Below are 24,505 nucleotides of genomic sequence, written 5' to 3'. Positions count from 1 at the left end.
CTTACTCTTGCAGTAGTTTCATCGCAAATTCAAGAACTGCCTGTCCGTTCATTGTGCCATAGTCTTTCATCTCGATAACGGCTACAGGCATTTTCCCCTGTGCAACGGCTTCAATCTCTGGTTTCTGAAAGCGAACTTGCGGACCAAGTAAAACAACGTCAACTTCGTTATTTTTAATTTTCCCTTTAGCCTCTGCAATCGCCAATGCGGAAATATTAACTTCAAGTGAAATAGCGGTAGCATGATCAATCATACGTTTAACCAGCATACTGGTTGACATGCCCGCAGCGCAAACTAACAATATCTTTTTCATATTTTTCCTTACTGGTATATAACAGACTACATTGTGTAAATATCATATCCCACAGTAGCTACACGTCCTGGTACATTGATCACAGTAATACAGCAATAAAGTTGTTCAACAACAGGGTGATAATTAAACGACTCGGCCATACGATAAACTAATCAGGTCTCAACTCCTTGTTTTCAATGGCTCTTAAAAGGTGCAAAAGTGATTTTTCAAAAGATTGCCCGCTTACTTAAATCCGAGATCAATGGCAATTCATGGCATGTTGGTGATTTGTTGCCGTCAGAAGCGGAACTCGCTGTTCGTTATAATGTTTCGCGTAATACCCTGCGTAAGGCATTATCCCTGCTGGAAGGCGAAGGAATTATTCACAGAAAGCATGGTTCAGGAACATACATTCAAAAAAAGAATTTTGTTGCACACATTGATCACATGAACAGTTTCAGTGAAATTGCACATAAAAGCGGCAAAGAGGCAGGAAGTCAGATTATGAAATTTGAAGTGCAGGATGCTTCTCCTACTATTGCGACTGAGCTGAATTTAGTGACTGGTGAGCAGGTTTATTACATAAAGAGACTGCGATTCATTGAGGATAATGCAGCACAATTAGAAGAAACGTGGATGTCAGTGGCACGTTTTCCTGATTTAACCGTATCGCATATGCAAAAATCCAAATTTTCGTATATTGAGAACGAATGCGGGATCAAAATCATTGGCACCTTTGAAACTTTCTCCCCGACTTTTCCTACCCCTGAAATCGCCAGTATTTTACGGATCAGCCCACGGGATCCCATACTTAAAATTCAGACCCAGGCTGTGGATAGTAACTCTATTCCGCTGGATTATTCGTTACTTTACAGCAATATTTTCGAGTTCCAGGTAAAGTACTTTTTCCCGCGATAAAAGCAGACGCACAGAGTGCTGGCATCACATTCTGTGCGTATGGTTTAGCCTCTGACCTTTACCGCTTTACGCCACCGCAAGCCAAATACATTGATATACAGCCCGGTCATAATGAGCACCGCACCGAAAAATTGCAGACCCGTTAAGCGTTCATCCAACAATAGTGCCGCACTTGCCAGTCCAACTACAGGCACCAGTAACGATAACGGTGCAACCCGCCAGGTTTCATAGCGTCCCAGTAACGTCCCCCAGATCCCATAACCAACAATTGTCGCCACAAATGCCAGATACATCAGAGACAAGATGGTGGTCATATCGATAGTAACCAGACTGTGAATCATGGTTGCGGAACCATCGAGAATCAGCGAGGCAACAAAGAAGGGAATGATTGGGATTAATGCGCTCCAGATTACCAGCGACATCACCGCCGGACGCGTTGCGTGCGACATGATCTTTTTATTGAAGATGTTGCCACACGCCCAACTAAATGCTGCCGCCAGGGTCAACATAAAGCCGAGCATCGCCACATGCTGACCGTTCAGACTATCTTCGATTAACACCAGTACGCCAAAAATCGCTAAGGCGATCCCCGCCAATTGTTTGCCATGTAGTCGTTCACCGAAAGTAAACGCGCCAAGCACGATAGTAAAAAACGCTTGTGCCTGTAACACCAACGAGGCCAGTCCAGCAGGCATACCAAAGTTAATAGCGCAGAACAGAAAGGCAAACTGCGCAAAACTGATGGTTAATCCATACCCCAGCAGCAAATTCAGTGGTACTTTCGGTCGTGCGACAAAAAAGATGGCCGGGAAAGCAACCAGCATAAAGCGCAAACCGGCCAGCATCAGCGGTGGCATGTTATGAAGCCCCACTTTGATGACCACAAAATTTAGCCCCCATACAACCACTACCAGTAGCGCCAACACCCCATCTTTTCGCGACATTCTACCGCCTCTGAATTTCATCTTTTGTAAGCAATCAACTTAGCTGAATTTACTTTTCTTTAACAGTTGATTCGTTAGTCACCGTTTACGACGGCATTAATGCGCAAATAAGTCGCTATACTTCGGATTTTTGCCATGCTATTCCTTTACATCTCTAAAACAAAACATAACGAAACGCACTGCCGGACAGACAAATGAACTTATCCCTACGACGCTCTACCAGCGCCCTTCTTGCCTCGTCGTTGTTATTAACCATCGGACGCGGCGCTACGCTGCCGTTTATGACCATTTACTTGAGTCGCCAGTACAGCCTGAGTGTCGATCTAATCGGTTATGCGATGACAATTGCGCTCACTATTGGCGTCGTTTTTAGCCTCGGTTTTGGTATCCTGGCGGATAAGTTCGACAAGAAACGCTATATGTTAATGGCAATTACCGCCTTCGCTAGCGGTTTTATTGCCATTCCTTTAGTGAATAACGTGACGCTGGTGGTGCTCTTTTTTGCCCTTATTAACTGCGCCTACTCCGTTTTTGCTACCGTGCTGAAAGCCTGGTTTGCCGACAATCTTTCGTCCACCAGCAAAACGAAGATTTTCTCAATCAACTACACCATGCTCAACATTGGCTGGACCATCGGTCCGCCACTCGGCACGCTGTTGGTGATGCAGAGCATCAATCTGCCCTTCTGGCTGGCAGCTATCTGTTCCGCGTTCCCCATGCTTTTCATTCAAATTTGGGTAAAGCGCAGCGAGAAAATCATCGCCACGGAAACAGGCAGTGTCTGGTCGCCGAAAGTTTTATTACAAGATAAAGCACTGTTGTGGTTTACCTGCTCTGGCTTTCTGGCTTCTTTTGTTAGCGGCGCATTTGCTTCATGCATTTCACAATATGTGATGGTGATTGCTGATGGTGATTTTGCCGAAAAGGTGGTCGCGGTTGTTCTTCCGGTGAATGCTGCCATGGTGGTTACGTTGCAATATTCCGTGGGCCGCCGCCTTAACCCGGCTAACATCCGCGCGCTGATGACAGCAGGCACCCTCTGTTTCGTCATCGGGCTGGTCGGTTTTATTTTTTCCGGCAACAGCCTGCTATTGTGGGGTATGTCAGCTGCGGTATTTACTGTCGGTGAAATCATTTATGCGCCGGGCGAGTATATGTTGATTGACCATATTGCGCCGCCAGGAATGAAAGCCAGCTATTTTTCCGCCCAGTCTTTAGGCTGGCTTGGTGCTGCGATTAACCCATTAGTGAGTGGCATAGTACTTACCAGTCTGCCGCCTTTCTCGCTGTTTATCATCTTAGCGTTGGTGATCGTTGTTGCGTGGGTGCTGATGTTAAAAGGAATTCGTGCAAGACCGTGGGGGCAGCCCGCGCTTTGTTGATTTAAGTCGAACACAATAAGAATTTAATTCAGCCTTCGTTTAGGTTACCTCTGCTAATATCTTTCTCATTGAGATGAAAATTAAGGTAAGCGAGGAAACACACCACACCATAAACGGAGGCAAATAATGCTGGGTAATATGAATGTTTTTATGGCCGTACTGGGAATAATTTTATTTTCTGGGTTTCTGGCCGCGTATTTCAGCCACAAATGGGATGACTAATGAACGGAGATAATCCCTCACCTAACCGGCCCCTTGTTACAGTTGTGTACAAGGGGCCTGATTTTTATGACGGCGAAAAAAAAACCGCCAGTAAACCGGCGGTGAATGCTTGCATGGATAGATTTGTGTTTTGCTTTTACGCTAACAGGCATTTTCCTGCACTGATAACGGATCGTTGACACAGTAGCATCAGTTTTCTCAATGAATGTTAAACGGAGCTTAAACTCGGTTAATCACATTTTGTTCGTCAATAAACATGCAGCGATTCCTTCCGGTTTGCTTACCCTCATACATTGCCCTGTCCGCTCTTCCAATGACCACATCCAGAGGCTCTTCAGGAAATGCACGACTCACACCAGCAGTCACGGTAATGTTGATATGCCCTTCAGAATGTGTGATGGCATGGTTATCGACTAACTGGCAAATTCTGACACCTGCACGACATGCTTCTTCATCATTAGTCGCTTTGACAATAATGATAAATTCTTCGCCCCCGTAGCGATAAACCGTTTCGTAATCGCGCGTCCAACTGGCTAAGTAAGTTGCGAGGGTGCGTAATACTACATCGCCGATTAAATGCCCGTAGGTATCATTAACCAATTTAAATCGGTCTATATCCAACAACATTAAATAAAGATTCAGAGGTTCAGCATTGCGTAACTGATGATCGAAGGATTCATCAAGAACCCGACGACCCGGCAATCCCGTCAGAACATCCATACTGCTACGGATCGTCAGCAAATAAATTTTGTAATCGGTTAATGCCGCAGTAAAAGAAAGCAACCCTTCCTGAAAAGCGTCGAAATGCGCGTCCTGCCAGTGATTTTCAACAATAGCCAGCATTAATTCCCTACCACAGTTATGCATATGTTGATGGGCAGAATCCATTAGCCGAACGTAAGGTAATTCATCGTTATCGAGTGGCCCCAGATGATCAATCCACCGACCAAACTGGCACAGCCCATAAGAATGGTTATCCGTTATTTCTGGCTTACTGGCATCTCTCGCGACCACGCTGTGAAACATACTTACCAGCCACTGGTAGTGGGCATCGATAGCCTTATTGAGATTTAACAAGATGGCATCAATTTCCGTTGTCTTCTTGATCATTGCCACTCCTTTTTCACAGTTCCTTGTGCGCGCTATTCTAACGAGAGAAAAGCAAAATTACGTCAATATTTTCATAGAAATCCGGAGTTATGAGCATCTCTGAGATAACATTGTGATTTAAAACAAAATCAGCAGATAAAAAAGTGTTTAATTCTATAAATTAACTCTGCATTATCGCAATTAAAAGGATGACAAATAGCATAACCCAATACCCTAATGGCCCAGTAGTTCAGGCCATCAGGCTAATTTATTTTTATTTCTGCAACTGAGTGACCCGAACGACGGCCGGCGCGCTTTTCTTATCCAGACTGCCGCTAATGTTGATCATCTGGTCCGGCTGAATTTGAAAATTATTATAACGGAAGAGTATACAAAAAAAGTAATTTTGCTGGCGACTGCGAAACGGCATTCGCATTAGCGGTGAAGTTTGCCCTCGCCCAGTTGCTGCAATTACTGCTATAACGAAGCTGGTCTGGCGATAAATCCAGGCCAGCCATTGGTGGTGTTTATACGTTCAAGCCACGATGTTGCAGCATCGGCATAATCTGAGGTGCCTTACCGCGCCATTGTCGATACAGGCGTTCCAGATCTTCGCTGTTACCTCTGGAAAGAATCGCCTCGCGAAAACGCCGCCCATTTTCACGCGTTAATCCGCCCTGCTCAACAAACCACTGGTAACCATCATCGGCCAACATTTGCGTCCACAGATAAGCGTAATAACCTGCGGCATATCCGCCACCAAAAATATGGGCGAAATAACTGCTGCGATAGCGTGGCGGTATAGCAGGAAGATCCATATTTTCCGCCACCAGCGCCCACAATTCGAAATCATCGACGTCCTGCATTGCTTCGTTTTCTTCCAGGCAATGCCAGCGCATATCGAGAAGTGCGGCGCTAAGCAGTTCGCTCATCTCATACCCTTTATTGAACAGACTGGCATTACGCATTTTCTGTTGAAGTTCGTCAGGCATTGCGGCCCCGCTCTGATAATGCCGGGCGTAGCGAGCAAATACCTGCGGATGTGTTGCCCAGTGTTCGTTGATTTGCGACGGAAATTCGACAAAATCACGCGGCGTGTTGGTGCCGGAAAGCGTGGCATAACGCTGGCGGGCAAAAAGGCCGTGCAGCGTATGACCAAATTCATGGAATAAGGTTATTACATCATCCCAGAGTAACAACGCAGGCTCACCGGCAGCGGGTTTCTGATAATTGCAGACGTTATAAATTACCGGGTGCGTTTCATTCAGCGTTGATTGCTCAACAAAATTGCCCATCCATGCACCGCCGCTTTTTGAATCACGGGCGAAGAAATCACCGTAAAATAACGCCAGCCCCACGCCATTATGATCAAAAATTTCCCACACACGAACGTCAGGATGGTAGACAGGAATATCAAAACGTTCGACAAACTTAATACCGAAGAGCTGATTCGCAGTCCAGAATACGCCTTCATTCAACACCGTGTTTAATTCGAAATAAGGCTTGAGCTGCGCTTCATCGAGATCGAATTTCTCACGTCTTACCTGCTCGGCATAAAATGCCCAGTCCCACGACTGCGCGCTAAACCCGCCCTGCTGCTTATCGATAATCGCCTGTATCGAGGCTAATTCATCGCTCGCACGTTGACGCGCCGCTGGAACAATTTCCCGCATAAAGTTGAGCGCTGCTTCTGGCGTTTTTGCCATCTGATCGGCGATTTTCCATGCGGCATAATGAGGAAAACCAAGCAGTTTCGCCTGCTGCGCGCGGATCTCCACCAGACGTTGAATGATAGCGCGGGTATCATTGGCATCATTTTTTTCCGCTCGCGTCCAGCCCGCAGTAAACAGTTTTTCACGCGTCGCGCGATCGCGCAGTTCAGCAAGCGCTGGTTGCTGGGTGGTATTCAGCAGCGGAATCAGCCAGTTGTTATCCAGACCTTTCTCGCGAGCCGCCTCTGCCGCCAGCACAATCTCTTGTTCACTCATTCCTGCCAGCTGCGCGATATCGTTCACAACCAGACCGCCGGATTTATTTGCTGCCAGTAACCGCTGGTTAAACTGGCTGGTCAGGGTCGCAGCTTCTGTATTCAGTACTTTTAATTTTGCTTTATCAGCTTGCTCAAGTTTGGCTCCGGCAAGGACAAAACGTTGATGAATCACCTCCACCAGGCGGATGGATTCACTATCAAGCCCCAGGGATTCACGGCGTTGCCAGACAGCATCTACCCGCGCGAATAATTCCCCGTTCAGATAGATATCATTCGCAAGTTCCGCCAGTTCAGCGGAAAACTGTTCATCAAGACGCTGTAATTCATCATTGGTATGCGCCGCAGTCATCGCAAAAAAGACGCTGGTAACGCGGGTAAGTAATTCTCCGCTTTGTTCCAGTGCCAGAATAGTATTGTTGAAATCAGGTGTTTGCGGGTTAAGCGCGATGGCAGCTATTTCTGCCCGCTTTTGCTGTATTCCCTCATCGAATGCCGGGCGATAGTGATGGTTGGCAATTTGATCAAAATGGGGAGCCAGATACGGCAGTGTGCTTTGCACAAGGAAAGGATTCATTGTTGTCATTTTCTTCTCCTGAACGCGAGGTGTTCCATAGCGTAGGCTTACTGATAACGGAGTGCAATCTTGCAAACCAGTATTACCCGCTCTTAAGCATCACGTGCTATGTTATTGACACACAAAAGCGTTGAGGAACAGTGAGATGATCGTTTTAGTAACTGGAGCAACGGCAGGTTTTGGTGAATGCATTACTCGTCGTTTTATTCAACAAGGGCATAAAGTTATCGCTACTGGCCGTCGCCAGGAGCGGTTACAGGAGTTAAAAGACGAACTGGGAGATAATCTGTATATCGCCCAACTGGACGTTCGCAACCGCGCCGCTATTGAAGAGATGCTGGCATCGCTCCCTGCCGAGTGGAGCAATATTGATATCCTGGTAAACAATGCCGGCCTGGCGTTGGGCATGGAGCCTGCGCATAAAGCCAGCATTGAAGACTGGGAAACGATGATTGATACCAACAACAAAGGCCTGGTATATATGACGCGCGCCGTCTTACCGGGTATGGTTGAACGTAATCATGGTCATATTATTAACATTGGCTCAACGGCAGGTAGCTGGCCGTATGCCGGTGGTAACGTTTACGGTGCGACGAAAGCGTTTGTTCGTCAATTTAGCCTGAATCTGCGTACGGACCTGCATGGTACGGCGGTGCGCGTCACCGACATCGAACCGGGTCTGGTGGGTGGCACCGAGTTTTCCAATGTCCGCTTTAAAGGCGATGACGGTAAAGCGGAAAAAACCTATCAAAATACCGTTGCATTGACACCAGAAGATGTCAGCGAAGCCGTCTGGTGGGTGTCAACGCTGCCTGCTCACGTCAATATCAATACCCTGGAAATGATGCCGGTTACCCAAAGCTATGCCGGACTGAATGTCCACCGTCAGTAATTTTTATACCCGGCGTAACTGCCGGGTTATTGCTTGTCACAAAAAAGTGGTAGACTCATGCAGTTAACTCACTCACAAGCAAGAACGAATGACCGTCGAAACGCAACTTAATCCCACACCGCCTGTCAATCAGCAGATTTATCGTATTCTTCGCCGCGACATTGTCCATTGCCTGATTGCACCAGGCACACCGTTGTCGGAAAAAGAAGTTTCTGTTCGTTTCAATGTGTCACGCCAGCCGGTTCGCGAAGCCTTTATTAAACTGGCGGAAAACGGTCTGATTCAAATTCGTCCGCAGCGTGGCAGCTACGTCAACAAAATTTCCATGGCCCAGGTGCGCAACGGCAGTTTTATCCGTCAGGCCATTGAGTGCGCGGTGGCGCGTCGGGCGGCGAGCATGATTACCGAAAGCCAGTGCTACCAACTGGAACAAAATCTTCACCAGCAACGCATTGCCATTGAGCGCAAGCAACTGGATGATTTTTTTGAACTTGATGACAACTTCCATCAACTCCTGACGCAGATTGCCGACTGTCAACTGGCGTGGGATACCATTGAGAACCTGAAAGCGACCGTTGATCGCGTGCGCTATATGAGCTTCGACCACGTTTCTCCACCAGAAATGCTGTTACGCCAGCATCTTGATATTTTCTCTGCCCTGCAAAAACGTGATGGCGATGCGGTAGAACGTGCAATGACGCAACATTTGCAGGAAATCAGCGAATCCGTGCGCCAGATCCGCCAGGAAAACAGCGACTGGTTTAGCGAAGAGTAATTCATTTCCTCTCATCCCATCCGGGGTGAGAGTCTTTTCCCCCGACTTATGGCTCATGCATGCATCAAAAAAGATGTGAGCTTGATCAAAAACAAAAAATATTTCACTCGACAGGAGTATTTATATTGCGCCCGTTACGTGGGCTTCGACTGTAAATCAGAAAGGAGAAAACACCTATGACGACCTACGATCGTAACCGTAACGCAATCACCACTGGCAGCCGTGTTATGGTTAGCGGCACCGGTCACACTGGCAAGATCCTGTCGATTGATACTGAAGGTCTGACCGCTGAGCAAATCCGCCGCGGAAAAACCGTAGTTGTTGAAGGTTGTGAAGAGAAACTGGCACCACTGGACCTGATTCGTCTCGGCATGAACTAAGCGTGTGAATGCCGCCGATGGCGGCATTGCTTTTTTTACTTCACGGAATATTTCGCCACGGTCGCTTTCGCGCCATGCGCTAATAAAGACAAGTACGCTTCCGTTACTTTTGTCGTAAACAAACTATTGCCTGGTAAATCATCACCAAAGATCGCCTTAATTGCCAGCAGTGACTGGACGCGCGCTGTCCCTTCAGCACTACTTTGTACTGCCTTCTGAATAACAGGTAACAGTGGATCACTGATTTCTATCGGATTTCCCTGTTCATCAACACCACCGACATAACGCATCCAACCTGCGACGCCCAGCGCCAGCAGATCGAACTTGCTGTCATGCGCCAGATGCCAGCGAACAGAATCCAACATCCGCTGTGGCAATTTCTGGCTGCCATCCATCGCAATCTGCCAGGTTCGATGACGTAACGCCGGGTTGCTATAGCGTTCAATTAATCGGTTAGCGTAATCTTGCAAATCAACGCCCTGCACTTTCAGCGTCGGCGCTTGTTCCTGCAACATTAAGGTATACGCCGCATGACGATAATGTTCATCCTCCATGCAGTCATTAATGTGCTGATATCCGGCAAGATAGCCCAGATACGCCAGGAATGAATGACTGCCGTTAAGCATACGCAGTTTCATTTCTTCATAAGGCAGCACATCGCTAACCAGTTCAGCTCCCGCTTTTTCCCATTCCGGACGTCCGGCAACAAAGTTATCTTCTATTACCCACTGGCGGAAAGGTTCACAGGCAACGCCTGCCGCATCGCGCACACCGGTAAGTTGTTCGATTTTCGCCAGCGTATCCTCTGTCACTGCGGGCACAATACGGTCCACCATTGTTGATGGGAAAGTCACGTTATCTTCGATCCATTGTGCCAGTTTTACATCAATGGCTTGCGCATAGGAAGTGACAACGTCACGCATAACATGACCGTTTTCTGGCATGTTGTCACATGACATGACGGTAAATGCGGGAAGTCCTGCCGCTTTACGGCGAGCCAGCGCCTCAACAATCACCCCTGTTGCAGTTTTCGGCTGGTGGGGATTTTGCACGTCGGCAACGACCATCGGGTGATCAAGCATTAACTGTCCGGTCGCCGGAGAGTGGAAATACCCTTTTTCGGTGATTGTCAGAGAGACAATCGCGATTTGCGGTTCACACATCGCAGCCAACACGGTTTCTAAGCCATCTATTTGTACGTGCAAGGCTTTTTTAACGACGCCAACGACGCGAGCCGTCCACGCATCAGCCGACATTTCCGCAACGGTATAAAGATTATCTTGCTGTTGTAAATCGGCAATTTGCTGTTCGCCGCCGATTAAGTTGACCTCATAATATCCCCAGTCACTGAAATGTTCCGTAGCAAGAATATCGGCATACACGCCCTGATGCGCACGGTGAAATGCACCAAAGCCTAAATGAACAATTCTTGGGGCCAGGTTATTACGATCATAAACAGGGAGCGTCGCTTTTGCTGATAACAAATGATTTCCCATAACAATTCCTTAAAATTAAATATAGCAAGCTACATGTTTTGTTATATGAATAAAAATCCCCTCTCCGGTAAGAGAAGGGATTGAGGATTTACAGACTTCTGGACGGTTGCGCAGCTCTTACAACATGTGGTTGATCTTCTGCGGCGTCTTCCAGCGCACTTAAATCACGGTCTTTCACTTCTGGCATTTTCAGCGCAGAGATTAAACCAATCACAGAATATGCCATGATCATAATGGCGATCGGATACCAGGATTCCGTCATGGTGCAGAAAATCCCCGCCAGGATAGGACCAAAACCGGAAGCGATAAGACCACCAATTTCTTTAGAAATAGCCATTCGGGTAAAGCGGTTTTTACAGCCGAACATTTCTGCCATGGTAATGTTTTCCAGAGCAAATAATCCCAGCACCGCACAGTTATGAATCACAATCAGTGCAACCATAATGGTGCTCGGGGCATAGCTTTTATCTACGATGATAGAAAGCATTGGCCACGCCAGCACAATCGCAGAGGTATTCATAATAATATACGGGATCCGGCGACCAATTTTATCGGATAACCAACCAAGGAACGGAATGGTCATAAAGCCGAGAATCGAACTGATCATCAATGCATCTGTTGGAATTGCTTTGTTAAACAATAACGTCTGCACTAAATAGCCTGCAAGGAAAGTCTGAATTAAACCTGAGTTACCAGCCTGACCAAAACGCAGCCCTGTTGCCAGCCAGAAGGATTTGCTCTGGAACATGCTACCAGCAGGTGCAGGTTTTGCTGTCGGTTGGTTGCTGTCGTTAACCTTCTCAAAGACCGGGCTTTCTTTCAGATTCATACGCAACCAGATAGCAAAGACCATCACGACAACGCTCGCCAGGAAAGGTATACGCCATCCCCACGCCAGCAGTTCCTCTTTACTGAGAATGAAGAACATAAAGGCCCAGATTGCCGTTGCGCTCAAGGTTCCGCAGTTAGTTCCCATAGCCACAAATGAGGAGATAATTCCGCGCTTACCTTTTGGCGCATATTCCGCCAGCATCGTACCGGCACCGGAAATTTCCGCACCTGCACCCAACCCCTGAATAATACGCAGCGTCACCAGCAAGATGGGGGCAAAAACACCAATTTGTGCATAAGTCGGTAACACACCAATTAAGGTGGTACAGATCCCCATCATGGTGATGGTAATAAAGAGCACTTTTTTACGCCCTATTCTGTCGCCCATTTTGCCGAAAATAAATGCTCCGACAATACGTGCCACATAACCTGCACCATAGGTTCCCATTGCCAGAATTAACGCCATTGCCGTTGATGATTCAGGAAAAAATATTTCATGAAACACTAACGCTGCGCCGAGCGAATATAACTGGAAGTCCATAATTCACAGGTGTTTTTTCCCATCCTGTGGTTTCCTTGGCGTTTTCTAGGTTTTTTCAGATAGTTGCATTTTTTAAAAAGCATCCTAAGTTCGATCTCAGTGTCTATCTGGGGCCTATTTCTGTCCCATATATGCCCCAAAAAAAACTCCCCAACAGATAAGTAGTTTTTTCATGGATTTATGCGTAAAATCAAGAACGGCTGGAAATCATTCAATACTCACACTATCGAAAAATTTACCAGCCAACCGCAGCACGTTCTTGCATAAGGCGTGTCTGCGGTTTTTCAACTATTCAGATACATCACTCCCATCACATTCATTCCTCCGCATCAAAGGCATATAGGCTATATCACCTTGATATTTTTCTTTTTCAGATAAAAACTGTTATCTATGTATACTTTTAAACCCAATCCGTGTAGAGTCTCTGCATAAGATAGTTTGCAGTTGCCGCTTCAGCTTGCGCCATAAACCGCCTGATTTTTGCTGCCACCTGTTAGCATTCCTGTATACCTGAAACGACAATGTTTATCTACGAACTTTAAGAACACCCAAGATAAAAATTGTCAACTATATCATATATAACACATTACTAATTCGAGGCTATATGAACAGCATACTGATAATCACATCTCTCCTTATCATATTCAGCATTTTTAGTCATGCCCTAATAAAATTAGGGATTGGCATATCCAATAACCCAGACAAAACCGATGTATAAGTCAACATATCCTGAATCAGACATACAATATCGCAATGAAAATCAATAATATTTTAAGGAATATCTTCATGAAATCAAAAGACACCCTAAAGTGGTTCCCTGCGCAGCTTCCTGAAGTAAGAATTATCCTAGGGGATGCTGTAGTGGAAGTAGCAAAACAGGGAAGACCTATCAATACCAGAACATTGCTTGATTACATTGAAGGAAACATAAAGAAAAAATCATGGCTGGATAACAAAGAATTATTACAAACAGCGATATCAGTTCTTAAAGACAACCAAAATTTAAATGGTAAAATGTAATATAATAAACTTACTTTTTTATCATTTTTCCACTTTAACAACATTTTACTCCACTTTTCCACGACCAAACAACTTGAAATCTGGTTAAAATAACACGCAACACTATTCTTCTTCCTTGAGTCCGCCCGGAACTCGAAAAACAAACCGAGTTAAAGCCATTTTTCACAAAATCGATTTTGGGTCTCACCAAAGTTACGGGGTTGCATACGCATTCGTTTATTTTCGAACGTGTACATACAAATATGCACAAAAATAATCAAAATTATTTTCTGAGATGCATTATGATATGAACACCAATTTCGTATAGAGTCTCACTATGTCTCGAATTTTTGCTTACTGTCGGATATCAACGCTGGATCAGACCACCGAAAATCAACGCCGGGAAATCGAAAGTGCAGGTTTTAAAATCAAACCTCAGCAAATAATCGAAGAACACATTAGCGGCTCAGCAGCAACCAGTGAGCGTCCTGGTTTTAACCGGTTGCTTGCTCGCCTGAAATGTGGTGATCAATTGATTGTGACAAAACTGGATCGCCTTGGTTGTAATGCAATGGATATCAGGAAAACAGTGGAACAACTGACCGAAACAGGTATCAGAGTGCATTGCTTAGCATTGGGGGGCATTGACCTGACCAGTCCAACAGGAAAAATGATGATGCACGTAATTTCAGCAGTCGCTGAATTTGAACGAGACCTTTTACTTGAACGCACTCATTCCGGGATAGTAAGAGCCCGCGGCGCAGGGAAACGTTTTGGTCGACCACCTGTGTTAAATGAAGAACAGAAACAGGTGGTATTCGAACGAATTAAGTCAGGTGTAAGTATAAGTGCCATTGCCCGGGAATTCAAAACCTCGCGGCAAACCATTTTAAGAGCCAAAGCAAAACTTCAGACACCTGACATATAAAAAATAATCTCGGTGTGAGATGCTTTACGTCTTCCAAGCCCCCTTCCTTGCCGTAAATGGAAAGATACATCTAATTATAGAATTTATATGTTTTACCCTACGGCAGTGCTGGCCATTCAATATCCTGTGCAGTTGACGTATCAACACGGTTCAGCAACACCCGATACTTTTTCCAGGCTTCCAGCAATGAGGTTTCTTCCTCCGTTGCGATTTCCAGATCTACAGCATCCTGAAGTGGCGCAATATGCTCACTGGCTACCTGCATCAGGCTGTTTTTTGTTTCTTCCGCCTCTCGGATCCGGAACAGTTTTTCTGCTTCTGCATCTTTCACCCAGGCTGTGCCGTTCCACTTCTGAAACTCCCCTTCCGGCGATAACCAGGTAACATTTTCCGGTAACGGACCGAGTTCAGAAATAAACAACGCGTCCCCTGACGCTACGTCATAAACCGTTTTACCCCGATGGTCTTCATCGAGATGCCACGATGCCTTATCACTGTTGAAAACAGCCACAAAGCCAGCAGGAATATCTGGTGGTGCAATATCGGTACTGTTTGCTGGCAGACCTGTATGAGGCGGAATATATGCGTCACCTTCACCAATAAATTCATTAGTTCCGGCCAGCAGATTATAAATTTTTATGGTCCGTGGTTGTTCACTCATTCTGAATGCCATTATGCAAGCCTCACAATATAGTTAAATGCGATGTTTTTGACGGTGTTTTCCGCGTTACCAGCAGCGTTAACGGTGATGGTGTGTCCATGTGAACCAATCGCAACGGAGTGCGTATGAGCACCAATACCGACAGTATGCGCGTGTGCACCTGCAGATGCTGCTGTGCCGGACAGTGAATGGCTATGATTACCATCTGTACTGGTATTCGCTAACCACCCCGTAGACATACCTACTGAGCCTTGTACACCCCAGGTATTTTGACCTGAGCTTGTATAACCATATTGATAAGTATCTTTAAAAACACTGGGGTTAAATCGACGGCCATCTCTATGGCTGTGATTACCAGCTGCATTCGTGCTGCCACTTAAACTATGGGTATGCGCACCAGTGTTATTCGTGGATTTAGTGCCGTAATCAAACGACGATGTGGTTTTCGTCCCCAAATCCGTACTGGATGCGCTGGCGCTGTGGGTATGCGATTTAATGCCATCCTGTTCCTGAGACAATACGGCACGACCACTGGCGGGCTTGCCCTTAATCGTCCAGCCACGCAAATCAGGGATCACGCCTGACGGATAAGCGGCAGCAAGTTTCGGGTAGGCAGATTTGTCAAAAGTCTGCCCCTGCATCAGGGCATAACCAGACGGAACGGTATCTGATGGCCACGGGATTGGTGCGCCGACTGGGTAGCTTTCTGGTGGAAGATTTTTCGAGGTATAAACTTCTGCCCAGTCTTCCTCAAAACCATAGCCATCTCTTGAAGAACGGTAGAACAGACCACCATTTCTGTAATGCGCCTTCATCTGCAGGGTCCGGCAACTTCCGACTCCGGTATAGAAGTTAACCAGAATATAGCTGTCGCCAGAGCGGGTGACATTGTAAGCGCCTGATTCGGCATTCCAGGGAACGCCACCATCCGCATCGGCATATGTATCCGTTGCCCTTCTGGCAAAAGCAGCCACATGCGCGGCGGTTAAAGTAATATCTTTGGAACCATCAAACTCAACACCAGAAACCCGTCTTGGCGTTTGCAGCTTTGTTGCTGTTAATGCATTACCGTTCAGACTTGCGGACAGTTTGGTTCCAATAACCAGTTCGCCGGTTGCGTTATCAATAGCAAACGGTCTTAATGTATTCCAGCCACCATAAACATCACCTTGATTGGTAAGCAGCAGGTAAGTTTTAGCGCCATCATTACGCCATAATGCCCCATACTCCCCACCTATCATTCGAATCTGATTACCACCACGCGCTACAATTTCGTCTGTGGCAAAAAGTTTTTTGCACGACAAGTTATCGTTAACGATTAACGAATGAGACTCATAAAAACCACGCCCACTCTTAAAATCAAGGATAACGTCCGCCGCGATACATTCAGTCGCCGGATTTGTTGCCCCAAACTTATAGGTCGTATCATTAACAACGAGATCAGCACCAGGTGCGGATATTGACAGGCCATCTTCGATAAACGCAAAAACAGGGAAAGCAGCGCCATCAACATAGAACACAGAGCGCAAATCATCGCCCTTATTACTCATCATTATTGAGTGGATGGCTCGTTCATTGTTTTGATATTGCCAGAACATTCCATAAGCATAACGCCCCCTGTCAGTCCAGCCACCAGGCATAACAAATCCGTTAAACTCGCAGTTATTCATCGGATCGCCTGCGGTTCGCGTTGCCGTGGTGATAATGACCCTTGATGCCAGTTCGCTTACTGAGCCAGCAGAACGCATAACAACAACAGGGTAATATTTTCCAGATATTGCACCTGCAGGAGCGTTAACCCGCACATAACGCATACCACGCTTATCAGCAAAGTCTGTTTTACTGACCGCGTTAATGTTGTTCAGGAAGCGTCCCTTATCGGGTATATCAGCGCCGTTCTGGTCTTTCTGCAGACGTTTCTCTGCATTGTCATAGGCTGATTTTACTGCCTTTGGCGTTGCCGCCAGCGTTTCAGACGAACTGTTGGTCGCACTGCTGAGCTGTACTATCCCCTTTTTCGTCGTACTTGCATCCTCAAGCGCCACGGCGGATGCAATATCCTCTGCCCGTTTAGCTGCTGTCTCGGCGCGCGTTGCTGCGGATTCTGCCGTATTCTTGCTCTGTGCTGCCGCCGTCGCACTGCCAGCAGCCTCTGTTGCCTTCGTGGATGCCGTCGTGGCGCTGCCTTTCGCTGCTGATGCCTGTCTGGTCGCCTCATCTTTTGAAGCAGACGCCGATGAGGCCGATGACGCCGCCGAACTGGCGGACGATGCGGCAGCCGTTTTTGAGGATTCTGCGCTGGTTTCCGACGCTTTCGCGTTCGTTTCGGATGTCTTCGCTGCGGAAGCTGACCTCGCTGCTGCGTTGGCCTGTTCAGTGGCTTCGCCAGCCTTCGTTGTGGCTGTTGAAGCAGACGATGCGGCACTTTCTGCCGATTTTCCGGCGGCGGTGGCACTGGCTGAGGCCTGCCCGGCACTTGTTGACGCGGTACTGGCAGACGACGCAGCCGCTGTTTTTGAGCCTGCCGCAGCTGAGGCGCTCTGTCCCGCTGCCGTCTCAGAAGACCTGGCGTTCGTCTCGGACGTTTTTGCCGCCTTCGCGGAATTTCCTGCCGCCGTTGCCGAGGAAGCTGCGCTACTGGCGCTCGAGGATGCGTTCGTTTCTGATGATTTCGCTGCCTCTTTTGAGGCCGCCGCATCCCGGGCTGAGGTGGCAGCTTCTGACGCTTTCGTGGTCGCGGTGGATGCAGAAGTGGCTGCTGATTGTTGTGACGCTGCGGCATTCGTTTCTGACGTTTTCGCCGCACCGGCACTGGTAGCCGCCGCGCTTTTTGAGGACTCTGCAGCGGCAGCACTTTTTGATGCTTCAGTAGCCTTTGTTGATGCCGTTCCTGCGCTGGAAGACGCTGACTGAGCCGACGTCGCGGCCTGCCCGGCTGATGTGCTGGCTGCACGTGCTGAGCCTGCAGCATCAGTCGCATGGGTTGCCGCCTCACGGGCTGATGTGCCGGCATCGCTGGCTGACTTCTTCGCGGCTGCCGTGTTCTGTGCCACCGCGGACGCGTTACGCGCCACCTCTTCCACCATCAGCTCAAAACGGCGCAGTGCCTCCGGACGGGCATCATCCTCCGTCATGGCACCGAGAAAATCATTCAGCGTACCGGGTCGGGAATCTTCATACACGGTGATGGTCCCGGCATGTGACGGCGGGAATCCTTCCACCAACAGAATAACGCTGTACTGACCGTACTCAACGTCCATGCTGTAACGCCCGGCTTCATCCGGATTTTCTGAGGCCAGCGTGTTCACCACCACCGTGGTGCTGTTACGTTTTGCTTTCAGCTGGATTGTGCAGTTCTGTACCGGTTTTCCTGTGCCGTCTTTCAGTACACCTGAAATCTTTACTGCCATATTCACCCCACAAAAAAGCCCGCCTGAACCGGCGGGCTGTCATAACACTGTGTTACCTGGCTAATCAGAACTTATAACCGACACCCACGATGAAACCGTCAGTGCGCCAGTCGCCACTGCCGGAGCCTTCATAAGCAATATCAATGGCCACGGATTCGGTCGGGTTAAACTGCACGCCAGCTCCCCACGCCAGAGACGTGTTGCTGTGGCGACCGTCATCACTTCCGGTCAGCACGTCGTGCGTTTTCCCCTTGTTGTCAGTTACGCGGAGATAATCCCCGGAGAAAGTCGACACACGGCTGTAAGCCATACCCGCCATCGCATACGCGCTGAACCATTCATTCACGCGCACAGACGGCCCCGCCATCACGCTGAACCAGCGGTTACGCACGGAATCTTCATGCCAGCGGGTATCGCTGTAACGGGTAAGCTGGCGATTCTTGTCTCCTGCATAGCTGAATGACGTCACCAGCCCCAGTGTGTCCGTAAACTCATAACGGTATTTCACGTTAATCCCGTTAAGATCATCGCTGCCGGGAACGTTCGTCGAGGCATGAAGATAGCCCGCGCTCAGCGTGGACTGATGTTCAGATGCCCATGCAGGCGCACCGGATACGGACAGACAGATGGCTGCGGACAAAATGGCTGCACAAACTTTACGCATAATTACCTCTCGCTTTTCTGCAATAAAAAAGGCGCCATTTCTGGCGCCCGTATATGGGTTATAAAATTCAGCTGATACTGATGCCTGCGGTGGCTTTCTTCATCACCACAACCAGCAAATCGCTGATACTTGCTGTGGGATACCAGTCATTTACCAGCCATGCTGACACCGAAAACTCCAGCGTCATGTGACCGTGACCGGCAGGCATATCAATAACGCCACTGTAAATCAGCGTATTATCCAGCGCGGTACGGTTATAAATTTCAGCACCGTTTTTCCGCACTATCAGACGGCATGAGGAGTAAATATCAGTATGCTCTCTCTCATGTTTAGCGCCGCTGAATGCCACCGCAGGAATAACAATCTGCCGGTCAAACGGCTGATCGTCATAAACCCTGACGGTAATGGTCCCTGATGGCCACCGTTCCGGTGCACGGGAGTCCCGGGGGAAAGCTTTGCCCACTGTTTTAACGAGATCGCCTTCAATCTGGTTCGCGGACAGTTTTCCCAGAACCCGACAGTTCTCGTTAATCGTGACGTTGTTGAGCGTCCCGGAGTTCGCATTCACGTTACCGCTGATATCGGCATTTTTCGCCGTCAGCCGCCCGTCCGGTGTCAGGGAAAATGCCGGAGGATTACCGCCGCTGGTAATGGTCGGAGCCGTCAGGCGTTTCAGGAACACGTCGTTCATGAATATCTGATCGCCCTGACCAACAAACATTGGTCTTGTGTTGCCATTAGACGGATCAATAAACGCGATACGGTTAGCGGCAACCAGGAACTGGCTCAGTTTGCCTTCCTCCGTGTCCTCCATGCTGAGGCCAATACCCGCGACATAATGTTTGCCGTCTTTGGTCTGCTCAATTTTGACGCCCCACATGGCATTCCACTTATCACTGGCGTCCTTCCACTCTTTCGAAAACTCCTCCAGTTTGCTGGCGTTATCCTCCGTCAGCTCGACTTTTTCCAGCAGCTCCTTGCCAAGATGGGATTCGGTTATCTGGCCTTTGAAAAAATCCAGGTAACCTTCCGCATCATCGCTCGCCCGACCAACAGCCTCCACGAATGCCGATTTGCCAACGGTGTTCACACTGCGAACGTAAAAATAATAATCATGGCCCGGCCTGATATTGATACTGGCAGCTATCCAGTACAGCGCCGTGCCAAGATAGCGGGCTGTGGTTTCAACCTGCCTGATATCCGCAATCCGTTTTTCCGAGAACCAGAACTCAAACTGTACCGTCGGGTCATAAACCGCAAGATGTGGCGTGGCGGTTATCTGAAAATAGCCCGGTGTCAGCTCAATCCGAGACGGCGCTGCCGGTGCGGCAATCCGGAACGATACCGATGCCGGATCGCCCTGCAGCCCCCACGCATTTACCGCCCGGACCGTCAGCATGTAACGCCCCAGCGCCAGTTGCGTGAAGCGGTATGTGGTTTCCGTCGTCCGGGCCGTGCTGACCAGCCGCTCACTGCCGTCATCCGCTGCCACGGTCAGGCGAAGCAGGAAGCTCACGCCCTTCACCACTTTCGGCGTGTCCCAGCGGGCCAGCACCTGATATTCCCCGCTGTCTGCGGTGACTTCGGCAGTCAGGTGCTGCACCGCTGGCGGCGTGACACCATTCACCGTGCCGCTCTGGTCGCCGTCAAAGTGCGCCCCGTTATCCACGATGGCCTCTTTCTCCGGTACATGCTGCACGGCAGTGATGGCATACGTGCCGTCGTCGTTCTCACGGATACTCACGCAGCGGAACAGGCGCTGGCGCAACGTCGGCAACTTCAGCCCCCACACGCTGTATTCAGCAACGCCGTCAGGAACACGGCTCACTTTCACCTTCACGCCGTCGGTGACGGACTGGACCTCCACGCTGACCGGATTACCCTCACCGTCAACCAGGCTTATCAGCGTGGTGCCGGAGGATGGCAGCGTGATTTCACGGTCGAGCGTCAGCGTCCGGGTCTGGCTGTTCACCGCCAGCACGCGACCACCGATGCTGATACCGGCATAGTCATCATCGCAGATTTCAATAACATCGCCCGGCACATGGCGAAGCCCTTCTGCGCCCACGCTGAAATCCACGGTCTGCGTTTCCAGCAGTTCCGTTTTAATCAGCCACAGCCCGGCTCGGTGTGCCTGCCCCCGACTGGTACAACCAAAGGCATCCATCTTCGTGACATTACGACCGTAACGGGCAATGGCCTGCGTATCTTCAACAAGCTCTGTCGCCGTCTCCCAGCCGTTGTTCGGGTCAATCCAGTTCACCTCAACGGCATTATGGCGGTCCTTCAGGGCGCTGAAGCTGTAGCGGAACGGCGCGCCATCATCCGGCATCACCACATTACTGCGGTTATAGGTCCACACCTTATCCGACTGTCGGTCCTGCACGAACGTCAGCGTCTGCCCGTTCCATACCGGCATACAGCGCATCGCCGAGCAGAAATCACTGAGCACATCCCACGCCTTGCGCTGTGTGGTCAGGTAAGCGTTACAGGTGATGCGCGGCTCCGTGCCGCCAAAGCCGTCCGGCACCGACTGGTCGCAATTCTGGCCGATGACATACAGCGCCCATTTATCCACATCCGCCGCACCAAGACGTTTCCCCATGCCGTAGCGCGGATGGGTCAGCATATCCCACAGACACCAGGCCATGTTGTTGCTGTATGCCGGTTTTAACGTTCCGTCCCAGATACCGCTGTATTGCCGCGTCTGCGGGTTATAGTTCGACGGCACCTGCAGAATGCGCCCGCGAAGATGATAATTACGGCTCACCTGCTGGCTGCCGAACTGCTCCGAGTCCACCTGCACGCCAACCAGTGCCGTGTTCGGGTAGCACTGTTTCACATCGATGATTTCGGTGTATGACGACCAGAGCGTTTTGTTCTGCAGCTGGTCTGTGGTGCTGTCCGGCGTCATCCTGCGCATCCGGATATTAAACGGGCGCGGCGGCAGGTTACCCACCACCACCGAGGCCAGATACTGCGAGGTGGTTTTGCCCTTAATGGTGATGTCTTTTTCCGTCACCCAGCCACCGTTACGCTGTATCTGAACCAGCAGGCGGACTTCCGATGGATTCCTGTCCCCCTTTGAGGTGGTTTCCACCAGTGCCTGCACACCGAAGGTAAAGCGCAGACGGTCGATGTTTGCCGACGTGATGGTGCGGGTGATCGGCGTGTCATATTTCACTTCCGTACCCAGCACCGTCTCGGAGCCGGAGGATTCAAATCCCTCCGGCGGTGTCTGCTCCTGCTCACCTGCCCGGAACACCACCGTGACACCGGAGATATTGGTATTCCCCTCACTGTCCAGCACTGGCGTACTGTTCAGCAGCACGCTTTTTAATCCATCCACCGGACCTTCAATCGGCCCTTCGCTGATGGCATCGATCACACTCAGCAACTGCGTGGACTTCAGGTTGTCCTTCGCTTCGCGCGGAGTATGCCCCTTACTGCTGCCTTTACCCATTCCTAACGCTCCATAAACGACAAAACCGCCCGGAGGCGGTTTCACATAAAACGTTTTTCATCAGCGACCAATCACTACAACCTGACCACCATCCCCTTCGTCTGCCGTGCTGATCTCCTGAGAGACCACCCGCGACCCCACGCGCATTTCACCGTACAGAACGGGCAGAACATTGCCCTGGGCAACCATGTTATCCAGTGAGGAGAAATAGGTGTTCTGTTTGCCGTTATCTGTACTTGCTGCCGTGGGCGTCCTGGCTTTCGGTGCCAGCATCTGCGCCACTCCGCCCAGGATCATACTGGCCCCTGCCGCATACATGCCCGATACAGCCGCGGCACCCAGCCAGCCCACAGGGTTCCACCATGCCACCGCAATCAGCGCCGCCCCCAGCACCACCTGAAACACACCGCCACTTTTAGCTCCCGCCAGACGCGGCACGATGTGGATCACGGCACCATTTGCCAGCGGCTCATTAAGACGGGCAGACAATTCGGTTTCACCTGCATCACGCCCGGCAATGCGTACCTGGTACCAGCCGTCGCTCAGTTTCTGACGAAACGCCGGGATCTGCATGGCCAGCGCCCGGATGGCTTCGGACCCCGTTTTCACTCGAAGGTCGATGCGGCGGCCAAATCGTTGTAAATCCCCGTAAAGGCAGATGCGTGCCATGCCCGGTGACGCCAGAGGGAGTGTGTGCGTCGCTGCCATTTGTCGGTATACCTCTCTCGTTTACTCAGTTGTTCAGGAATATGGTGCAGCAGCTCACCGTCGCCGCAGTAAATGGCGGCATGATTCGGCACCGATGAACCAAAACAGCACAGCAGCACATCGCCCGGTTGTGCTGATGACAACGCCACCTGATACAGCCCTGTGGCCTCCAGATTATCCAGATAGAGATTCTGACCGTTACGCCACCAGTCATCCCCGCGATGAAAATCCGGCATCTCAATCCCCGCCAGATGATAAGCATCCCGGAACAGCGTGTAACAGTCCGTCACCCCGTGCTCAAAGCGCCGCCCGGTGAGATGCGGCACACAGCGGAACTTGTGAATCGCCCTCCGGCAGACCAGCCACCACGGCAAATCACTCTGCACCTGCAGCCGCCGGTCAGCCTCACTCAGCCAGGGCAGACCACCGGGATGACTGTGGACCAGTGCCACAATCTCACCCTGCATCTCTGCCTGCAGCCAGTCCTCCGGAGCCATCCGGAAATAATCCTCCGGCTCACCGGAAATATTCACGCAGGGAAAATATCTTTCCCCCTCCGGCGCTCTCACCACGAAGCCGCACGACTCCGCTGGCGCACATCGCCGGGCGTGCGCCAGAATCGCTGATTCTGTCTCTGTCATGGGATTACTGCGAAAGTTTGTTAATGGAAAGGAAGCCGCCAAAGTTGCCGACGTTATTGCGAAACTTACAGCCGCTCAGGCATTTGCTGCATTTATCCTTCGTGATATCGGACGTCGGCTGGTCATATTCATCCGCGACTGCCGGACCGTGATAACCGCACTCATCACCGCGATAGGTCCAGGTGCAGGTGTTGGCCAGCATGATACGTCCCGGAAAAACAGCGCCGTCCGTTTCCGTCGGCGTGGACAGTACAAAAGAGGCACTCACCGCGCTCAGTTCGCTGCACTGCTCAATGCGCCAGCGGCTGATCACCTCCTGCTCCGGATCGGCGTCACTGTTTCCGTTGACGAAGTTCACCGCATCCAGAAAACGGGCGTAAACCTTACGCCGGACCACCGTTCCGCCGACCAGACTCTGCAGATCTTCCGCCATCCCGGTGACCATACCGTACAGGTTAGAAACCGTCAGTGTCGGACGGGCAGCACTGCCCTTGCCGTTCAGTTCAAATCCCGTCCCCTGAATGGGGTATACCTGATACTGCCGCCCCTGCCAGATAACCGGCTCACCTTTTTCGTTCTGCTCATTACAGAAAAAATAACGTTCACCACCGACCTCTGTCAGATCGATTTCCCAGAGCACCACCTGGGCTGACTGAGTGAGGCGTGTCGTCTCATGATGTGTTTCCTGTGGAATATCCTGCATCA

General features: G+C 49.8%; 21 protein-coding genes and 4 pseudogenes. 11 read left to right on the top strand and 14 right to left on the bottom strand.

The window, feature by feature from the left end; translation table 11 throughout:
- Position 1 precedes the first annotated feature (1 nt).
- The gene (locus HBM92_RS12000) at positions 2-313 is read right to left on the bottom strand and encodes a PTS sugar transporter subunit IIB (RefSeq protein WP_000722574.1); all 312 of its coding nucleotides are present in this window, start codon (positions 311-313) and stop codon (positions 2-4) included.
- 198 nt (positions 314-511) lie between these two features.
- Here HBM92_RS12000 and HBM92_RS11995 point away from each other — a divergent pair, with 198 nt between their 5' ends.
- Positions 512-1,210 (top strand): GntR family transcriptional regulator, encoded by a 699-nt coding sequence (locus tag HBM92_RS11995; RefSeq protein WP_000577184.1) that lies wholly within the window; start codon positions 512-514, stop codon positions 1,208-1,210.
- 44 nt (positions 1,211-1,254) lie between these two features.
- On the opposite strand, the gene eamA is transcribed toward HBM92_RS11995, so the two are convergent.
- Complete coding sequence (eamA, locus tag HBM92_RS11990) at positions 1,255-2,154, bottom strand: O-acetylserine/cysteine exporter (RefSeq protein ID WP_000087205.1); 900 nt, start codon at positions 2,152-2,154, stop codon at positions 1,255-1,257.
- A 194-nt stretch (positions 2,155-2,348) separates the two neighbouring features.
- Here eamA and ydeE point away from each other — a divergent pair, with 194 nt between their 5' ends.
- The 3 genes and pseudogenes from ydeE (at position 2,349) to mgtT (ending at position 3,863) form a co-directional block, all read left to right on the top strand.
- Positions 2,349-3,536 carry an efflux MFS transporter YdeE gene (gene ydeE / locus HBM92_RS11985; RefSeq protein ID WP_001054211.1) on the top strand — a complete coding sequence of 396 codons (1,188 nt, stop codon included), beginning with the start codon at positions 2,349-2,351 and terminating at the stop codon, positions 3,534-3,536.
- A 126-nt stretch (positions 3,537-3,662) separates the two neighbouring features.
- Entirely contained in the window at positions 3,663-3,758 is a 96-nt protein-coding gene (gene mgtS / locus HBM92_RS11980) for a protein MgtS (RefSeq protein WP_000901367.1), read from the top strand.
- Positions 3,758-3,863: pseudogene (gene mgtT, locus HBM92_RS25330) on the top strand (protein MgtT). The gene mgtS and the pseudogene mgtT overlap by 1 nt, the downstream one beginning before the upstream one ends.
- A gap of 114 nt (positions 3,864-3,977) precedes the next feature.
- Here mgtT and dgcZ read toward each other — a convergent pair.
- Positions 3,978-4,868 (bottom strand): diguanylate cyclase DgcZ, encoded by an 891-nt coding sequence (gene dgcZ / locus HBM92_RS11975; RefSeq protein ID WP_000592831.1) that lies wholly within the window; start codon positions 4,866-4,868, stop codon positions 3,978-3,980.
- 253 nt (positions 4,869-5,121) lie between these two features.
- Positions 5,122-5,211: pseudogene (locus HBM92_RS25325) on the bottom strand (TIGR00156 family protein); the annotation flags it as partial.
- A gap of 38 nt (positions 5,212-5,249) precedes the next feature.
- Between HBM92_RS25325 and HBM92_RS25320 the strand changes: the two are divergent.
- Positions 5,250-5,330 (top strand): annotated as a pseudogene (locus HBM92_RS25320) (hypothetical protein); the annotation flags it as partial.
- A gap of 44 nt (positions 5,331-5,374) precedes the next feature.
- Here the strand turns inward: HBM92_RS25320 and dcp are convergent.
- On the bottom strand, positions 5,375-7,420 hold the full coding sequence (gene dcp, locus HBM92_RS11965; RefSeq protein WP_001443134.1) for a peptidyl-dipeptidase Dcp: 2,046 nt from the start codon (positions 7,418-7,420) through the stop codon (positions 5,375-5,377).
- A 136-nt stretch (positions 7,421-7,556) separates the two neighbouring features.
- On the opposite strand from dcp, the gene ydfG reads away from it, so the two are divergent.
- The 3 genes from ydfG (at position 7,557) to ydfZ (ending at position 9,458) form a co-directional block, all read left to right on the top strand.
- A complete protein-coding gene (gene ydfG, locus HBM92_RS11960) occupies positions 7,557-8,303 on the top strand; it encodes a bifunctional NADP-dependent 3-hydroxy acid dehydrogenase/3-hydroxypropionate dehydrogenase YdfG (RefSeq protein ID WP_001296081.1) in 747 nt (248 codons plus the stop codon).
- An 88-nt stretch (positions 8,304-8,391) separates the two neighbouring features.
- The gene (gene rspR, locus HBM92_RS11955) at positions 8,392-9,078 is read left to right on the top strand and encodes a DNA-binding transcriptional regulator rspR (RefSeq protein ID WP_000215535.1); all 687 of its coding nucleotides are present in this window, start codon (positions 8,392-8,394) and stop codon (positions 9,076-9,078) included.
- 176 nt (positions 9,079-9,254) lie between these two features.
- Complete coding sequence (gene ydfZ, locus HBM92_RS11950; RefSeq protein WP_000214712.1) at positions 9,255-9,458, top strand: putative selenium delivery protein YdfZ; 204 nt, start codon at positions 9,255-9,257, stop codon at positions 9,456-9,458.
- A 35-nt stretch (positions 9,459-9,493) separates the two neighbouring features.
- On the opposite strand, the gene HBM92_RS11945 is transcribed toward ydfZ, so the two are convergent.
- Positions 9,494-10,954 (bottom strand): mannitol dehydrogenase family protein, encoded by a 1,461-nt coding sequence (locus tag HBM92_RS11945; RefSeq protein WP_000526706.1) that lies wholly within the window; start codon positions 10,952-10,954, stop codon positions 9,494-9,496.
- An 88-nt stretch (positions 10,955-11,042) separates the two neighbouring features.
- A pseudogene (ydfJ, locus tag HBM92_RS11940) lies at positions 11,043-12,326 on the bottom strand (MHS family MFS transporter YdfJ); the annotation flags it as partial.
- A 604-nt stretch (positions 12,327-12,930) separates the two neighbouring features.
- Here ydfJ and HBM92_RS11935 point away from each other — a divergent pair.
- The 3 genes from HBM92_RS11935 (at position 12,931) to HBM92_RS11925 (ending at position 14,253) form a co-directional block, all read left to right on the top strand.
- Positions 12,931-13,044, top strand: coding sequence for a YnaM/YnfT family protein (locus tag HBM92_RS11935; RefSeq protein ID WP_120795384.1), 114 nt, complete (start codon positions 12,931-12,933; stop codon positions 13,042-13,044).
- Between the two features lie 68 nt (positions 13,045-13,112).
- On the top strand, positions 13,113-13,346 hold the full coding sequence (gene ydfK / locus HBM92_RS11930; protein WP_000836768.1) for a cold shock protein YdfK: 234 nt from the start codon (positions 13,113-13,115) through the stop codon (positions 13,344-13,346).
- A 316-nt stretch (positions 13,347-13,662) separates the two neighbouring features.
- A complete protein-coding gene (locus HBM92_RS11925) occupies positions 13,663-14,253 on the top strand; it encodes a recombinase family protein (protein ID WP_000086522.1) in 591 nt (196 codons plus the stop codon).
- A 97-nt stretch (positions 14,254-14,350) separates the two neighbouring features.
- Here HBM92_RS11925 and HBM92_RS11920 read toward each other — a convergent pair whose 3' ends face one another.
- From HBM92_RS11920 to HBM92_RS11890, 7 genes are all read right to left on the bottom strand, one after another.
- Positions 14,351-14,926, bottom strand: a complete 576-nt coding sequence (locus tag HBM92_RS11920) for a tail fiber assembly protein (protein ID WP_000885614.1) — start codon at positions 14,924-14,926, stop codon at positions 14,351-14,353.
- Positions 14,926-18,324, bottom strand: a complete 3,399-nt coding sequence (locus HBM92_RS11915; protein WP_000279138.1) for a prophage tail fiber N-terminal domain-containing protein — start codon at positions 18,322-18,324, stop codon at positions 14,926-14,928. The genes HBM92_RS11920 and HBM92_RS11915 overlap by 1 nt, the downstream gene beginning before the upstream one ends.
- 64 nt (positions 18,325-18,388) lie before the next feature.
- Positions 18,389-18,988, bottom strand: a complete 600-nt coding sequence (locus HBM92_RS11910) for an Ail/Lom family outer membrane beta-barrel protein (protein ID WP_001233167.1) — start codon at positions 18,986-18,988, stop codon at positions 18,389-18,391.
- A gap of 67 nt (positions 18,989-19,055) precedes the next feature.
- Positions 19,056-22,451, bottom strand: a complete 3,396-nt coding sequence (locus HBM92_RS11905; RefSeq protein ID WP_001546198.1) for a phage tail tip protein — start codon at positions 22,449-22,451, stop codon at positions 19,056-19,058.
- Positions 22,452-22,511: 60 nt separating this feature from the next.
- Entirely contained in the window at positions 22,512-23,159 is a 648-nt protein-coding gene (locus tag HBM92_RS11900; RefSeq protein ID WP_000741589.1) for a tail assembly protein, read from the bottom strand.
- Positions 23,057-23,800 carry a C40 family peptidase gene (locus HBM92_RS11895; protein ID WP_023908450.1) on the bottom strand — a complete coding sequence of 248 codons (744 nt, stop codon included), beginning with the start codon at positions 23,798-23,800 and terminating at the stop codon, positions 23,057-23,059. Before HBM92_RS11895 ends, HBM92_RS11900 begins: the two co-directional genes overlap by 103 nt.
- A gap of 4 nt (positions 23,801-23,804) precedes the next feature.
- Positions 23,805-24,503 carry a phage minor tail protein L gene (locus HBM92_RS11890; protein WP_001152371.1) on the bottom strand — a complete coding sequence of 233 codons (699 nt, stop codon included), beginning with the start codon at positions 24,501-24,503 and terminating at the stop codon, positions 23,805-23,807.
- Positions 24,504-24,505: the final 2 nt, after the last annotated feature.

This window comes from Escherichia sp. E.sYA108 (genome assembly GCF_011754335.1).
Classification (GTDB): Bacteria; Pseudomonadota; Gammaproteobacteria; order Enterobacterales; family Enterobacteriaceae; genus Escherichia; species Escherichia coli.
The sequence above is the reverse complement of the archived record's forward strand: the minus strand, read 5'-3'. Positions and strand labels throughout refer to the sequence as shown.